15 protein-coding genes are annotated in these 14,326 nt (G+C 65.4%); 5 read left to right on the plus strand and 10 right to left on the minus strand.

Translation table 11 applies throughout. The features are described from left to right. Positions 1-222: 222 nt before the first annotated feature. On the minus strand, positions 223-1,440 hold the full coding sequence (chrA, locus tag CXZ10_RS18965) for a chromate efflux transporter (RefSeq protein ID WP_101290921.1): 1,218 nt from the start codon (positions 1,438-1,440) through the stop codon (positions 223-225). A 270-nt stretch (positions 1,441-1,710) separates the two neighbouring features. Here chrA and CXZ10_RS18970 point away from each other — a divergent pair, with 270 nt between their 5' ends. From CXZ10_RS18970 to CXZ10_RS18990, 5 genes are all read left to right on the plus strand, one after another. Beyond that, a complete protein-coding gene (locus CXZ10_RS18970; RefSeq protein WP_101290922.1) occupies positions 1,711-2,256 on the plus strand; it encodes an RNA polymerase sigma factor in 546 nt (181 codons plus the stop codon). Beyond that, positions 2,253-2,675 carry a hypothetical protein gene (locus CXZ10_RS18975; protein WP_101290923.1) on the plus strand — a complete coding sequence of 141 codons (423 nt, stop codon included), beginning with the start codon at positions 2,253-2,255 and terminating at the stop codon, positions 2,673-2,675. The genes CXZ10_RS18970 and CXZ10_RS18975 overlap by 4 nt, the downstream gene beginning before the upstream one ends. Next, positions 2,672-3,145: a periplasmic heavy metal sensor gene (locus CXZ10_RS18980; protein ID WP_101290924.1), complete on the plus strand. Its 474-nt coding sequence runs from the start codon at positions 2,672-2,674 to the stop codon at positions 3,143-3,145. Before CXZ10_RS18975 ends, CXZ10_RS18980 begins: the two co-directional genes overlap by 4 nt. Before the next feature lie 69 nt (positions 3,146-3,214). Continuing rightward, positions 3,215-4,600, plus strand: coding sequence for a DUF1800 domain-containing protein (locus CXZ10_RS18985; protein WP_101290925.1), 1,386 nt, complete (start codon positions 3,215-3,217; stop codon positions 4,598-4,600). Positions 4,601-4,606: 6 nt separating this feature from the next. Further along, a complete protein-coding gene (locus CXZ10_RS18990; RefSeq protein WP_101290926.1) occupies positions 4,607-5,749 on the plus strand; it encodes a DUF1501 domain-containing protein in 1,143 nt (380 codons plus the stop codon). On the opposite strand, the gene CXZ10_RS18995 is transcribed toward CXZ10_RS18990, so the two are convergent. The 9 genes from CXZ10_RS18995 to CXZ10_RS19035 all read right to left on the minus strand — a co-directional run bounded on the left by CXZ10_RS18995 (position 5,746) and on the right by CXZ10_RS19035 (position 14,286). Further along, positions 5,746-7,011, minus strand: coding sequence for a Zn-dependent hydrolase (locus tag CXZ10_RS18995; RefSeq protein ID WP_101290927.1), 1,266 nt, complete (start codon positions 7,009-7,011; stop codon positions 5,746-5,748). The genes CXZ10_RS18990 and CXZ10_RS18995 overlap by 4 nt on opposite strands. Beyond that, positions 7,008-7,850, minus strand: a complete 843-nt coding sequence (locus CXZ10_RS19000; RefSeq protein ID WP_101290928.1) for a BtpA/SgcQ family protein — start codon at positions 7,848-7,850, stop codon at positions 7,008-7,010. Before CXZ10_RS19000 ends, CXZ10_RS18995 begins: the two co-directional genes overlap by 4 nt. Next, entirely contained in the window at positions 7,847-8,743 is an 897-nt protein-coding gene (locus CXZ10_RS19005; protein WP_101290929.1) for a PfkB family carbohydrate kinase, read from the minus strand. Before CXZ10_RS19005 ends, CXZ10_RS19000 begins: the two co-directional genes overlap by 4 nt. Positions 8,744-8,746: 3 nt before the next feature. Then, the gene (locus CXZ10_RS19010) at positions 8,747-9,514 is read right to left on the minus strand and encodes a glutamine amidotransferase (RefSeq protein ID WP_101290930.1); all 768 of its coding nucleotides are present in this window, start codon (positions 9,512-9,514) and stop codon (positions 8,747-8,749) included. Positions 9,515-9,550: 36 nt separating this feature from the next. After that, positions 9,551-10,639: a phosphotriesterase family protein gene (locus CXZ10_RS19015; RefSeq protein ID WP_101290931.1), complete on the minus strand. Its 1,089-nt coding sequence runs from the start codon at positions 10,637-10,639 to the stop codon at positions 9,551-9,553. A 2-nt stretch (positions 10,640-10,641) separates the two neighbouring features. Then, on the minus strand, positions 10,642-11,643 hold the full coding sequence (locus CXZ10_RS19020; RefSeq protein WP_101290932.1) for an ABC transporter permease: 1,002 nt from the start codon (positions 11,641-11,643) through the stop codon (positions 10,642-10,644). Next, the gene (locus tag CXZ10_RS19025; RefSeq protein WP_101290933.1) at positions 11,640-12,437 is read right to left on the minus strand and encodes an ATP-binding cassette domain-containing protein; all 798 of its coding nucleotides are present in this window, start codon (positions 12,435-12,437) and stop codon (positions 11,640-11,642) included. Before CXZ10_RS19025 ends, CXZ10_RS19020 begins: the two co-directional genes overlap by 4 nt. Before the next feature lie 145 nt (positions 12,438-12,582). Beyond that, positions 12,583-13,518, minus strand: a complete 936-nt coding sequence (locus tag CXZ10_RS19030; protein ID WP_101290934.1) for an ABC transporter substrate-binding protein — start codon at positions 13,516-13,518, stop codon at positions 12,583-12,585. A gap of 207 nt (positions 13,519-13,725) precedes the next feature. After that, positions 13,726-14,286, minus strand: a complete 561-nt coding sequence (locus tag CXZ10_RS19035) for a cupin domain-containing protein (RefSeq protein WP_101290973.1) — start codon at positions 14,284-14,286, stop codon at positions 13,726-13,728. Positions 14,287-14,326 lie beyond the last annotated feature (40 nt).

Here is a 14,326-nt window from a genome sequence, read left to right on the forward strand (position 1 = left end):
AAAATTGGGCCGTTATAGCTGCCCGTCCCGATTATATGCCGGCACTCATTGAGTATATTTTCGATTGAAGGGGTTAATGGCGTGTTTATTTCCCAGTCGAAGTAACCAGCCATTGGGCTACGTTCCTTGAAGTGCTTGCGAGAATATTGACAGGTGGCGCACCGCGGGGAGGTTCACAGCCCAGGATTGCGCCGCAAACATCTCACCGTGTACAAGCCCTGCTCAGCCGAGCAGCGCCAGCCCCATGCCCCCTGCCGCGGAAAGAGCCACGACCAGCCACGGTGGAGCCTTCCAAACCATCAAGGCCACAAAACCGGCGAGGGCCAGGGCGAAGTCGCGCAGGTCGGTGATCGCGCTGGTGAAGACTGGAGAATAGAGAGCAGCGCCCAGAATGCCGACGACGGCGGCATTGGCGCCCCGCATCAGGGATTGCGCAACAGGCTTGACGCGAAACTGGTCCCAGAAGGGAAGAACTCCAACCAACACAAGAAAGCCGGGAAGGAAAAGGGACAAGAGGGCCAGCCCTGCCCCCAGGACGCCGTTCGGCTCGGGTCCGAGCACTGCACCGAGATAGGCCGCGAAGGTGAAGAGCGGGCCGGGTACGGCCTGGGCAGCGCCATAGCCCGCAAGAAAGGCGTCGGGCGTCACCCAGCCGGTGCGCACCACCTCGGCGTCCAGAAGCGGCAGCACGACATGACCGCCGCCGAACACCAGAGCACCCGCCCGATAGAAGCGGTCGATGACGGCCAGGGCCTGCGATTGATCGGCGAGAACCGGCAGACCGACCAGCAGAACAAGAAAGGCAACGATGGCTCCCACAGCGATCCGCCGCGAGATTGCTACACCGACGTGGCCGCCGGTGGGTTTGGCTTCCCCTCTCCCCAAGGCCAGTCCGGCCAGGGCTCCCAGGCCGATCGCTGCCAGCATGCCGATGCTTCCCGGCGCGGCGGCCAGCAGGGCAACGGCGGCGACCGCGATTGCCGACCGCTCGCGATCCGGGCAGAGGTTCTTGGCCATGCCCCAGACCGCCTGTGCCACGATGGCGACGGCGACGATCTTGAGACCATGCAGGGCGCCGCCCCCCACGACCCCACCGATCGCCGGCGCTGCCAGCGCGAAGATCGTCAGGATCAGTGCCGAAGGTAGGGTGAAGGCGACAAACGCCGAGAGGGCGCCCGGCCAACCGGCCCGCATCATGCCCAGGGCGAAGCCGACCTGACTGGAGGCCGGGCCAGGCAGGAACTGGCAGAGCGCCACGAGGTCGGCGTAGGCATGATCATCGAGCCAGCGCCGGCGGACCACCAGCTCTTCCCGGAAGTATCCCAGATGGGCGATGGGGCCGCCGAAGGACGTCAGGCCGAGCTTGAGAAATGCGAGGAAGACCTCGGCTGCGCTCCCGCGTGGCGTATCCTTCTTGGAATCGGCAACCTGGTCCGCCATCCCCCACCGCCCTTTCCCAGTCGTTCGACATAGTGTCATGGCGACGGCGGATGACAAGTGCGTGACGGAGGGCGTCCGATCCTTTCGGTGCGTTACAAGTCTCAGCAGGTGGAACTCATACGCCAGTCGGCGACGGATAAGTCCTCCAGTCCCGTTAAAGAGATAATTCGCAGATCCATGAGTTGTCATGGATCGCGAGGGCCTTTCCGGCGTTGGAAAGGACAGTCTGGGAGCGGCACAATTTGACCCAACGAGCGAGAAGCAGGAGCATTGAGCAGCAATGATCCAGACGAGGCGTTGCTTGAGCGCGTCGCTGGCGGCGATGACGGCGCCGTCCGCGATTTGGTCGCGCGCAAACTGCCGCGTCTACTTGGTCTTGCCGCCCGATTGCTTGGCGACCGCTCCGAAGCCGAGGACGTGGCACAGGAGGCCTTCCTACGCGTCTGGCGTCGAGCCGGCGAGTGGCGACGTGGGGAGGCGCTGTTCGATACGTGGCTGCACAAGGTGGCACTCAATCTCTGTCTGGACCGCTTGCGCAAACGGCGTGAGATCTACGTCGATCAACTGCCAGACCGGGCCGACCCGGCGTCTGGCGCAGATGCCGGCATTGCCGCGAACGAGCAACGCGACGCGGTCAAGGCAGCGGTCGATGCCCTTCCTGACCGCCAGCGCGAGGCGATCGTGCTGCAATATTATCAAGACCTCAGCAACGTCGAGGCGGCCGCCATCATGGGCATCAGCGTCGAGGCCCTTGAAAGCCTCCTGGCGCGAGCCCGTCGCAGCTTGCGAGCCAGCCTTGCCGGAGATCGGTCATGACACCTGAGAGATTCCGCCAGATCGTCGAAGCCTACGGCGCGACACCGCAGAGATGGCCAGAAGGCGAGCGAACCGCTGCCGAGGCCTTTGCGAGGACCAATCCCGGAATGCAAGCGATGCTCGCGCGGGAAGCCAGCCTGGACAGCATGCTCGGCGCCTATCAAGTTGCGCCGGCGGGAAGCGCCCTGGTTGGGGCTGTGATCGCGTCGGCCCGACGGCGGCGCCCCGGATTGTCGTGGATGGCGATCGGCCAAGGCTTTGGCATCGTGGGCGCCGGCCTTGCGGGAGTGATCACCGGCGCGTTCCTGATGACCGCCTACGCGCCTCCGCCTTCATCCTTCGCCGAGGACGACGATCAACCCATCCTCACGAGCTTCGACGTCGGTGACAGCGCGTATGATCTGGGCGATGACCAATGAGTAGACGCACGATGAAAATAGCCCTCTCGGTATCGATCGTGCTGAACCTGTTCATTCTGGGCGCAGCAACCGGCGCGTATTTCTGGCAAGGGGCACGTCAGCCGCCCCGGCAGTCGGGACAGGGCTTCGCGGCGGCTGCCGAGGCGCTGGAGCCGGCCGAGCGGCAAGCTTTTCGACAGGCACTGGCGAAAGCCAGACGTGAGGCGCAACCGGATTCACAAGCCGCGCGCGATGCGCGCGACACACTTGCCCGCTTGCTGAACGAGCCGGAGCTTGATCGCAAGACGATCGACGCGGCATTGGAAGCCGCCCGCAACGCCGACACCAAGGTGCGCGCGCACGTGGAGGAAGCCGTCGTCGATTTCGCGGAAAGTCTTGATCCCGCAAGCCGTACCATCCTCATCCAGGGGCTTTCACGGCGCGGGCAGATCCTGCCGCGCGATCCGGTGCCAGGCGACACAAAAAAATAGCGCGACGCCGCCGACGGATCGGCCGCCACTCTCCGTTCAAAGCACATCCTCAACTCAACGGAGATTTGCGTGAGCAATCCCTCTGATGGCGCGCGCGCCCATGTCGCACTGAACCGCTTCGGGCTGGGCGCGCGGCTGGGCGAGAGAAACCCCAAAGATCCGAGCGGCTGGCTGACCGCCCAGATCAAGGACTATGAACCCGCACCGGCCGCCATGGACGAACTCCCTCCATCGGCCACAATAGTCACGACCTACCGGGAAAACGGGGCCAAGCTGCGCGCCCTGTCCCCGGTCAAGCGGCTGAAAGTCCGACAAGCGCAGCATCGGCGCGGTCGGGAACTCTACGGGCGCGAAGTCGAGGCTCGAACGACAGTTGCACTGACCAGCCAGACGCCGTTCGCCGAACGGCTCGTCCATTTCTGGGCCAACCATTTCGCCATTTCGGCGGACATGCCACTTGTAACGGCCCTTGCCGGCTCTTTCGAACGCGAGGCCATCCGGCCGCATGTGATGGGTCGCTTCGAGGATATGCTTCTGGCGGTCGAGACCCATCCGGCCATGCTGCTCTACCTCGATCAGGTGCGCTCAATCGGTCCCAACAGCGACCGCGCCAAGCGTGCCGCGAGACGTGGCGAGTCGAAGAGGCTGGGAATCAACGAAAATCTGGCCCGGGAAATCCTGGAGCTCCATACGCTTGGCGTTCGTACAGGATACAGCCAGGCGGACGTGACGGAGCTTGCCTTGGCCATAAGCGGGTGGTCGATCATGGGGCCGGACGAGACGGTCGAACCAGGGGGTGGCGCGTTCCGATTCAAGCCGCTCTTTCACGAACCAGGTCCAAGGGCGGTTTTGGGAAAGATCTACAGCCAGGAGGGAATGGATCAGGCCGAGGCTGTGTTGCGCGACATTGCCCATAGCGAGGCGACCGCAACCCATATCGCAACCAAGCTCGCCCGCCACTTCGTGTCCGACGAACCGCCGCCGAGCCTTCTCGATCGACTACAGTTGGCGTTCTTGAAGTCGGAAGGCCACCTGCCGACGCTCTATCAGGCACTGATCGATGCGCCCGAAGCGTGGGACGCATCGCCCCGCAAGTTCAAGACACCTTGGGAATGGACCGTTTCTGCCCTGCGGGCAATCGGAGCCGACCCCAGCACGGCGAAGGTGGCGCAAAGGGCAAAGCAGCTCGGCCAGCCGGTATGGCGTCCCCAGTCGCCCGCCGGTTACGACGATTTGGCCGCCAGTTGGGCAGCGCCCGACGCGCTGATCCGGCGCGTGGAGGTTGCACAGCAGCTCGCCCGCAAGGCCGACCCGACGCTGGACGCACGCGACCTGTCAAAGGCGCTCATTGGCCCTTCCCTATCGCGGACGACGGCGACCGAGATCGCCCGTGCGGAATCGCCCGCCACGGCGATTGCACTCTTGCTTGTTTCGCCAGAATTTCAAAGGAGATGAGGCGTGATGCATCGTCGTGACTTCCTGCGCAATGCAGCCCTAGGTGCAGGCACACTCTTCTTTGCGCCGCGCATGGCTTTCGCCAACGTCGAGACGGATCGCCGCTTCGTCTTCATCATCCAACGCGGCGCCGCCGATGGGCTCGATACGGTCATCCCGCACGGCGACCCTTCGCTTGCCAGGTTGCGTGGTTCTCTCGCAATCGATCCGAACACCATGCACAAGCTGGATGGCATGTTCGCCTTGCACCCCTCTCTGGGCCGGCTCGCCGATTTCTATCGAAAGAAGCAGTCCCTGTTCGTCCACGCGATCGCATCGCCCTATCGCGAGCGCTCGCATTTTGACGGTCAGAATGTTCTGGAAAGCGGAGGCGTCGGCCCGTATCAAGTGCGCGACGGCTGGCTCAACCGCCTCTCCACGCTGCTGCCCAAGAGCCGTGAGGAAGCCATCGCCTTTGCGCCAACCATTCCCCTGGCCTTGCGCGGTGCGGCACCGGTCACCTCCTATGCGCCCTCGAACCTGCCCGAAGCACCTGACGATCTCCTTGCACGGGTCACTACGCTCTACGATGGCGACGCTGAACTACATCGTCTCTGGAGCAGGGCTGTCGAAACCCGCGGGATCGCCGAGACGGCGGATGCGCGTCAGGATCCGGCGGCCGTCGGCAAAACCGCCGCCGAGTTCCTCGGGCGAGCCGACGGCCCACGCATCGCCATGATAGAAACAGCGGGATGGGACACCCACGGCGGTCAGAAACAGCGCCTTGCCAACCAACTGGGTGGGCTCGACAAGATGATCGGTTCGCTGTGTGACGGCCTCGGCGATGTCTGGGCGAAAACGACGGTGCTGGTGGCGACCGAGTTTGGCCGCACCGCAACGGTCAATGGTACCGATGGGACCGACCATGGCACGGCCGCCGCCGCCATGCTGATCGGCGGCGCGGTCCAGGGCGGACGGGTCGTCTCAGACTGGCCCGGGCTCGCACCCGGACAACTCTACGAGGGACGAGACCTCGCGCCGACCCTCGACCTCGACGCGCTGATTGCCATGGTGGCAGCCGAAAGCCTGGGTCTCGACCCGGAAAAGACGATGCGGACGCTGTTTCCCAACCGACCGATCAACCGGCAGCTATCCGGCTTGGTCGCCTAGGGCATTTGCCGAGTCTCAACGACCGGCATTGCCTCTAGCACGGCATCACACAACACCTGGGCACCGGCAATGACCTGATGGGGCTCGACAAACTCGGCCTCGTTGTGGCTGAGACCACCCCGACAGGGGACAAAGATCATCGCCGCCGGACCGAGGCGTGCCATGAACAGGGCGTCATGGAAGGCGCCGGAGAACATGCGGCGGCTGGGAAAGCCGCGCCGCCGCGCCACACCCTCGACAATCCCAACCAGCCTTTCGTCGAAGCGGGCCGGCGCCACATCCATGTTGCGGCGCACCGACAACCGGCAACCGCCGCTCGCGGCAATCTCGGCCGCCAGAGCACCAACTTCGGCTTCCAGCCGGTCGATCTCATCGCCGCTCGGATGACGAAGGTCGATGGAGAAAGTCACTTCGCCGGGAATGACGTTGACGGCGCCGGGGGCAAGGATCAGGCGGCCGACCGTGAGGCGCGCATCGGCATCGGCCGGCATGACCGTTGCCTGCAACCGGGCGATGACGGCCGCCGCCGCCGCCATGGCGTCGCGGCGGTCGGCCAGCGGCGTCGTGCCGGCGTGCGCCACCTGTCCTTCGATCGTGACCTCCAGCCAGCGTGTGCCCTGGATGCCCTCGACGACGCCGATCAGCGCGCCCTCGCGCTCAAGCAGCGGGCCCTGCTCGATATGCAGTTCGATATAGCCGGTAACAGGACGACCAAGCGGACGCTCGACCGCTTCAGGCAGAGCCGCAAACGTCGCGGCCAACTCATCGGCAAGGCGGATGCCGTTGCCGTCCACCGTGTCTTGCCACCCGCTTGGGAAGGCGCCGGCGGCATAGACCTGCGAACCGAAGGCGCCAGGCGAGAAGCGGCTGCCCTCCTCGTTGGTCCAGGCCACCAGCTCGACCGGGCCGGCAGTAACGATCCCATGATCTTCCAGCGTTTCCAGCACTTCCAGCGCCGCCAGCGTGCCGAGCGCGCCATCGAAACGCCCGCCGGTCGGCTGGCTGTCGAGATGGCTGCCGATCAGGAAGGGCGGCCGATCGTTGTCGGCGCCGGCCCGTCGCAGAAACAGATTGGCGGCCGCATCCTGAAAGACCGAGAAGCCGCGCGCCGCGCCGAGACCGGCCAACAGCGCCCGCGCCGCCCTGTCCTCGGCACCCAGTGCCGGACGGTTGACGCCGCCGGCCGGCGTGGCGCCGATCGCCGCGAAGGCGTCGAGCCGGGCGAGCAGGCGACCGCCGTCGATCTCGGGACCGAGCGTCATGGGCGCAGCCCGGCCATGAAGGCCTTGACGCGCTCGGGATCGACCATGTTCCACCAGACGCCGTCATGCTTCAGAGCGCTGGCGACGATGACGCCGTCGACGATGCCGAGAATGTCTCGGGCATTGTCCGGGGTGACGCCACTGCCGACCAGGGTGGGCAGATGCGACGCTTCCTTGATCAGGCGGATATAGCCGAGGTCGGCGGCGTGGCCAGTCCGCTGGCCGGTGGCGATCACCGCGTCGGCGTCGAAGAAGGCGAGATCGCGCACCAGTTCCTCGACAGGCCGGTCAGCGACGATGGCGTGGGCGCCGTGCTTGACGTGGGCGTCGGCGAAGATGCGGACGCCATTCGCCCTGAGGCGGGCACGATAGCGCATGGCGCGCGCCGCCTCGCCTTCGACGAAGCCTTCATTGGCGATATAGGCGTTGGCCCACTGGTTGACGCGGATGAAGCCGGCGCCTGACGCGCTCGCCACGGCCAGCGCCGGCAGGGCGGCATTGGCCAGCACGTTGATGCCGATGGGACGGCCGAGTTCGCGGCGGATGCGGTCGGCGACCACCGCCATGTGGGTGGCCGTCTCGGGACCGATGTCGTCGGGCTTGGAGAACGGGACGTCGCCGTGGTTCTCGACGATGACGCCATCGCAGCCGCCGGCGAGATAGGCCCGCGCGTCGGCGAGGCCGCGCTGATAGATGTCCTCGACGGGTTCGCCGTCATGGCGTGGCGCGCCGGGCAATGGCGCCAGATGAACCACGCCGATCACCACCTTGGTCCGGCCGAACAGATGCTGGAGGGCGTCGCCGGCCGTCTGGCCGACCGGTTTTGCGGCTTCGGTCATGAGAGATCCCTCGATATCCCCGTTATCAGGGCATTGATTTCCGTGCGGCTCGGACAGGCGGCGAGCGTTCCGCGCCGGGTGACGGCGATGGACGCCGCCCGGACACCGACGGTCGTAGCGATGGAGAGCGGGACTCCGCGTGTGAGACAGCCACTCAACACCCCAGCGAACACGTCGCCAGCCCCGCTGCTATCGACGGCGGCGACCGCCGGAGCGGCTATGCGTTCTACATCCTTCGCGCCCCGATCGAGGCAGATGGCGCCGTCGGCACCGAGCGTGACGACCACAGAGGCAGTACCGCCCCGCGACAGCCGGCGGGCCGCCTCGGCCGGATCGGCGCAACCGGCCATCGCCTCGGCCTCGCCGGCATTGACGATAATGACGTCGGCCTCCGGCACCGGCCCACCATCCAGCGGACTGGGGTTGAGGATGGTGATGGCGCCGCCGTCTTTCGCCTTTTCGAGGCAAACCCTGGTGACATCCGCGCGAAGGTTGCCCTGCATCAGCAGGTGGTCACCCAGTCCGGGCCAGGAGAGCTGCCCTGTCGGATCGAAAGCGGTAGCCGAGGCGGCAGCGGTCACGACCACGTTCTCGCCCTCTCGGTTGACCAGAATGGTCGACCGGTCGGTCGGGGTATCGAGCATGACAAGCCCGTCGAGCGGCAGTTCGGCACCAAGCGCTGCCCGCAGGAACATGGCATCGGCATCATCCCCCAGCGCGGCGCGGAAGACCACCTCGGCGCCGATACGTGACGCCGCCACAGCTTGGTTGGCACCCTTGCCGCCGACGCCTCGGGCCGTCGCGACGGCGTTCACCGTCTCGCCGGGCCGCGGCAGCCGCTCGACATAGAAGGTGTCGTCGACGCAGACGTTGCCGACCACGTGAAGCGCCATCGCTCAGTCCCGTCCGGTCGCCCAGGCCAGCATCTGCTCGAACAGCGTCTTGTAACCCTTCCAGGCGACGAAATCGGGCGACAGCCAATGCGGCCCGACGTCTGACGTCCAGGCGACCGTGCGGCCCTTGCCGTAGGTGCCGGTGACCAAGAGCGGCAAGGAACCGTACTCGGACGATACGGTGGCGAGCACCTCGGCACCCGGCTTGACCTCCACTTCGTTGAAGCCGAGGAGCACCGGCCAATCCTTGCCAATACCCTTGAGGATCGGATGGTCGGGCTTGCCGGTCACCTCGGCGGCAAACCCCTCCGGCACCTCGACGCGGTCGTCATAGGGCAGGCAGGCAACCGGCAGCACCTCCTCGACGGCCGTCTTGCGGTAGCGCGCACCACCGTTGATGCCCTGGAAGGAGTAGTAACCGCCGAACATCAGGAGGCCGCCGCCGCTCTGAACGTAATCGCGGATCAGCTTCAGCCGGTTGGGCGTCGTCTGCGACTTGATCCAGGTATCGGGGTGCAGCAGCAGCGTGTTGGCGCCGATGTCGGAGAGTACCACCGCGTCATAGGCCGAGAGCGCGTCCATGGTCTGCGGGAAGTCGCGCTGGGCCTCGTGCGAGGGCATGAAGGTGACGTCGAACGGCCCGCCCTTCAGCGCCTTCAGGAGGTCGTCGGCGCCGGTGTGATAGGTGACGGTGGCAAATTGGTCGAACCCCTTGATGTGGGTCGCCGTGGAAACCCACGATTCGCCGGCCAGCAGGATTTTCTTGGTCATTTTGCATTCCTCGCCAGTATGGCTTGAGACCGCCCTTCAGGCGGAGAACACCGATTTGGGATTGTCCGTGAGCATGCGCTGGATCACCGCCTCGTCGAGGCCGTGACGCCGGAGGCGCGGCACGAAATGGCGCAGCACGTGGGCGTAGCCGAAACCGCCGTAGCGGGTCAGCATCATCTTGAGGAACACGTCCTGCGACATCAGGACGCGGTCGGCGTAGCCCTTCTCGACCAGCGTCAGGATGCCACGCGCATTGTCCTCGTCGGAGGGCGACTGGGCGTCCTGGTCGGCGTAGTAATAATCCATGCCGATCATGTCGTATTCGATGAAGGCGCCACGGGCGGCGAGCGACGTCTGGTAGGCGGTGTCGTTCCAGCTCGGGTTCATGTGACAGAGCACGGTATGGCGGAGGTCGGCGCCCTCCTCTTCCACAACGTCGAGAACCTCGTGGGCGAGCCGTTCCCAGCCGGGCAGATGAATGGTCAGCGGCACGCCGGTGCGAGCCGAGGCTCGCGCAGCGCCCCTGAGCGAGCGCCGCTCGGCCTCGGTGAAGTCCTTGGAGACGCCGATCTCGCCGATGATGCCAGCCATCACTGGCGGCTGCGTTTCGCCGCCGCCGACGTCGTCGACGATGAACTGGGCGATGGCCTCGACATCCATGGCTTTCAGCCAGTCGGGATGGCTGAACTCGAGATAGAAGCCGGTCCCCATGACGATCTTGAGGCCGGAGAGGCGGGCTATGCGGGCAAGTGCGTCGGGATTGCGACCGATGCCGATGGTGGTGGCGTCCACCACCGTGTTGCCGCCGAAGCGCCGGTAGCGCTCCAGCTCGCGCAGGGCGAGGTCGGCGTCGTCGAGCGACACGTTGTCGCGGTTGAGATAGGGGTTCATTCTGAGCTCGCCGATGATCTCGATGTTCACCGGCTGCTCGGAGACCCGGCGCCCCTCATCGTCGATGTCGCAGGGGCAGCGCCACGCCTTGGCGCCGTCGAGCAGGATGTGCTCGTGCATCAGCGTGACGCCCATCTCTTCGACCGGGACAGGCCCGGTGACCGTCATCACCGTGCCGGACTGGACACCGATCGGCGCCCGTTCGGCCGGTTTTCCCGCGAACAGGTGTTCCATGATCAGCGACTCCTCGACCCGCCCTTGAACAGACGGAAGTTCAACCAGATGGCGATGAGAATGATCGAGCCGGTGACGATCGGCGTCAGGAACGGCGACAGGTGGGCGAGGATCAGACCGTTGGCGATCACCGCCACGGTCAGCGCGCCCAGGATGGTGCCCACCACCGAGCCACGACCGCCGAACAGGGATGTGCCGCCCAGCACCACGGCGGCGATGACATCGAGCTCGAAGCCCTGGCCGGAGTTGGACGAGCCGGAACCGAGCCGCGAGGCGAGAATGATGCCGGCAAGCGCCGCCGCCGAACCGGTCAGCACGTAGACCATGAGCGTGACGAGGCGCGTGTTGACGCCGGCCCGCCGCACCGCCTCGGCGTTGGCGCCGACGCCGGTGACGTAGCGGCCGAAGGTCGTCTCATTGAAGGCGGTATAGGCGAGGGCCAGCACGACGATGGCAATCAGCGCCGGCACCGGCATGCCGATGAACCAGGCGCGGCCGATCATGTTGAAGCCGCTCGCCGGGTCGACCGGAATGGAATAGCCGCCGGTGATCAGAAGCGCGATGCCGCGGATCACCGACAGGCCGGCCAGCGTGACGATGAAGGCGGGGATGCCTTCGTAGGCGATGAAGAAGCCCTGCAACGCACCCACTGCGGCGCCGAGGCAAAGAAGCGCCAGCACCACGATCGGCCAGGGTACGCCCCATTGCAGCAACACGGCCGACAGCGTCGCCGTCAGCGCCAGCACCGACCCGACCGAAAGGTCGATGCCGCCGGTGGTGATGACGAAGGTCATGGCCGAGGCGACGATCAGCAGCGGCGCCGACTGGCGCACGATGTTGAGGAGGTTGGGCGTGGTCAGGAAAGCGTCGGTCGCCAGCGAGAAGACGATGCAGACCACCGCGAAGAACAGGGCGATGGACACGACGCCGCCCCGGGCAACGGCCTTCTCGTGCCAACTCGCCTTGACGAGGCGCGAGGAGGTTTCCGATTTGATGGCGCTCATGCCGGAACTCCCGTGCTGCCGGCCGCTCCGGCCGAACGGGCGGCGAACTTGCGCCCGACGATCAGGTTGACCACTTCCTCGATGCTGGTTTCGGACACGTGGCGTTCGGCGACGTTGCGCCCCTCGTACATGACCTGGATGCGGTCGCAGACCAGGAACAGGTCCTGCAGGCGATGGGTTATCAGGATCACCGACACGCCACGGGCACTGACGGCGCGGATCAGGTCGAGCACCGCTTCAACTTCAGCGACGGCCAGGGCGGCCGTGGGTTCGTCCATGATCAGCACGCGCGGATCGAAGGAGGCGGCGCGGCCGATGGCGATCGATTGCCGCTGGCCGCCCGAGAGGTTCTCGACCTTGAGGCGGGTGTCGGCGATGACGATGCCCAGGCGATCGAGCATGGCGCGCGCCTCGGCGTGCATGCGCGCCTTGTCGAGGAACGACAAGCCGGCGATCCGGCGGCGCGGCTCGCGGCCGAGAAACAGGTTGCCGGCGACGTCCACGGTGTCGCAGAGGGAGAGGTCCTGATAGACCATCTCGACACGGGCGGCGCGAGCGTCCGCGGGCGAGGCGAAGCTGACGACCTCGCCGTCGATCTCTATGCTGCCGGCATCAGGAATGATGGCGCCCGACAGAACCTTGCTGAGCGTCGACTTGCCGGCGCCGTTGTCACCGACAAGGCCGAGCACTTCGCCCGGCTTCAGCGTCAGCGACACGTCGTCGAGCACCTGAATGGGATGGTAGCGCTTGGAGATGCCGGTCATCCGCACGCGATAAGGCAAGCTGTCCGTCATGCTGAAATCCACTCGGGAGCGGCCAGTGGCCCGCCCATTGGACATGGCATCCCGCCGGCGGGTCGCCTATACGGCCGGCGGGAGGCAGCGATGCACGGGAGCGCCGAGAGCCATCTCGACGCCCCGACCCGTTATAGAACTCCGGTCACTCGAACATCGACTTGAAGTCGGCGACGTTGCTCTTGGTGACAATGGTCACGGGCACATTGATGATCGGATCGACGGTGCCGCCCTTCTTGAGCGTCATCAGCGCCTCGACGGCGGCCTTGCCCTCGCCGGCCGGATCCTGCTGGACGACGGCGACGACCCAGCCTTCTTCGATGCCCTGAACGGCCTGCTTGGTCAGGTCCCAGCCGAACACCTTGACGCTGTCGGTGTGGCCCTGGGCGGTGACGGCGGACACCGCGCCGATCAGTGCCGGCTCGCCGGTGGCGTAAAGCGTGCCCATGGTCGGGTTGGCGGTCATCAGGTTCTCGGCGGCCGACAGGGCGACATCCTGGACGTTCTGACCGTCGACCGTGTCGAGGAAGGTCACGTCGGCGCCGCTCGCCGTAACCGCCTTCTTGAAGCCGTCGAGGCGCTGGTTCTGGATGAACGAATTGAGCGCCCCGACGACACCTACGGTCGCCTTGCCGCCCATTTCGGCCTTCACGTAATCGGCGTAGAACTTGCCGATATCCTCGCCGGCCTTCGTGTTGTCGACACCGACGAAGGCGACGTTGTCGCCATCGGGAATCTGGGCATCAATGGCGATCACCGGAATGCCGGCGGCCTTGGCGGCGGTGATGGCCGGCTTGACGCCGTTGACATCGATGGCCACCAGAATGATGCCGTCGACCTTCTGGGTGATATAGTTCTCGATGGCGTCGTTCTGCGCGGCAGGAACGTTGTTGGCATTGAAGATGACGAGATCGACGCCGGCAGCCTTGGCAGCGGCCGTGGCACCATCATTGATCTGGTTGAAGAACAGCGCCTGCTGATTGATGTTGACGAGTGCAAATGTCTCGGCGGAGGCCTGCGACAAGCTGGCTACGAAAGCGGACGCGAGGACGCTGCCCGCCAGAATCCTGGAAAGACGCATTTGGGATCCCCTTTGGTTATTTCGCCCCTTTTGAGGCTTGTTGGCGCCGAATGGCACAGCGCGATATTTCAAGATTGTTGACTTATTGTCAAGTAACTTGAACAGCGATTTCAGCGGCAATCCGGCCATTCAGCGGGGACGCTTCGCCATACCGAGAAATGAAGATATCGGCGCCGGGTCATAGTCGGCCCAAGCGATTGGCGCACTTCAGAAGGTCGCCGGCGTGTTCACCCAGAAGATGCTGGCCCGACGGTCACCGGCATTCCGGTAATGGTGCGGCAGGTCGGAGTTGAAGGCGAAGGCGTCGCCTTCCCTCAGGTGGAAGCTCCGCTCGCCGACGATCAGCTCGACCTCTCCGACGATGACATATCCAACTTCCTCTCCGACGTGCTGGATGGGGCCAGCGCTTTCCCCGCCCACCTCGACATGGTGGATGTTGCACTGCAGGAGATGGCCGGGCGAGTAGGGAATGATCCGTTCAAGCGCGATGCCCTTGCCGCGACGTAGCGGATCGAGCGTCAGAACAGGCCGCGTGCCGGCCCGGAAGATCATGCCTTCCTCGCCGTGCGACTCCTCGAAGAACCAGCCGATGTTCTTGTCGAGCACCTTGATGATCCGGTGCAGCATGGGCAGGGAGGGTGAGGCCTTGCCGTTCTCGATCTTCGACAGCAGGCTTTCCGAGCAGTTGGCTGCCTCCGCCAGCGCCTTCAGCGTCATGCCGCGCGTTTGGCGCGCCAGCTTGAGACGCGTGCCAAGGCCGACCGGCATGCCGTGACGGGTGTCTTCGGCCTGTGCGCCGGGGGCATCA

This window comes from Pleomorphomonas diazotrophica, assembly GCF_002844595.1.
In the GTDB taxonomy this organism is placed as follows: Bacteria; Pseudomonadota; Alphaproteobacteria; order Rhizobiales; family Pleomorphomonadaceae; genus Pleomorphomonas; species Pleomorphomonas diazotrophica.

Coding starts and splice junctions, on each gene's coding strand:
- chrA (WP_101290921.1), bottom strand. CDS start 1,440: ATGGCGGACCAGGTTGCCGATTCCAAGAAGGATACGCCACGCGGGAGC.
- CXZ10_RS18975 (WP_101290923.1), top strand. CDS start 2,253: ATGACACCTGAGAGATTCCGCCAGATCGTCGAAGCCTACGGCGCGACA.
- CXZ10_RS18980 (WP_101290924.1), top strand. CDS start 2,672: ATGAGTAGACGCACGATGAAAATAGCCCTCTCGGTATCGATCGTGCTG.
- CXZ10_RS18990 (WP_101290926.1), top strand. CDS start 4,607: ATGCATCGTCGTGACTTCCTGCGCAATGCAGCCCTAGGTGCAGGCACA.
- CXZ10_RS18995 (WP_101290927.1), bottom strand. CDS start 7,011: ATGACGCTCGGTCCCGAGATCGACGGCGGTCGCCTGCTCGCCCGGCTC.
- CXZ10_RS19000 (WP_101290928.1), bottom strand. CDS start 7,850: ATGACCGAAGCCGCAAAACCGGTCGGCCAGACGGCCGGCGACGCCCTC.
- CXZ10_RS19005 (WP_101290929.1), bottom strand. CDS start 8,743: ATGGCGCTTCACGTGGTCGGCAACGTCTGCGTCGACGACACCTTCTAT.
- CXZ10_RS19010 (WP_101290930.1), bottom strand. CDS start 9,514: ATGACCAAGAAAATCCTGCTGGCCGGCGAATCGTGGGTTTCCACGGCG.
- CXZ10_RS19015 (WP_101290931.1), bottom strand. CDS start 10,639: ATGGAACACCTGTTCGCGGGAAAACCGGCCGAACGGGCGCCGATCGGT.
- CXZ10_RS19020 (WP_101290932.1), bottom strand. CDS start 11,643: ATGAGCGCCATCAAATCGGAAACCTCCTCGCGCCTCGTCAAGGCGAGT.
- CXZ10_RS19025 (WP_101290933.1), bottom strand. CDS start 12,437: ATGACGGACAGCTTGCCTTATCGCGTGCGGATGACCGGCATCTCCAAG.
- CXZ10_RS19030 (WP_101290934.1), bottom strand. CDS start 13,518: ATGCGTCTTTCCAGGATTCTGGCGGGCAGCGTCCTCGCGTCCGCTTTC.
- CXZ10_RS19035 (WP_101290973.1), bottom strand. CDS start 14,286: ATGCCGGTCGGCCTTGGCACGCGTCTCAAGCTGGCGCGCCAAACGCGC.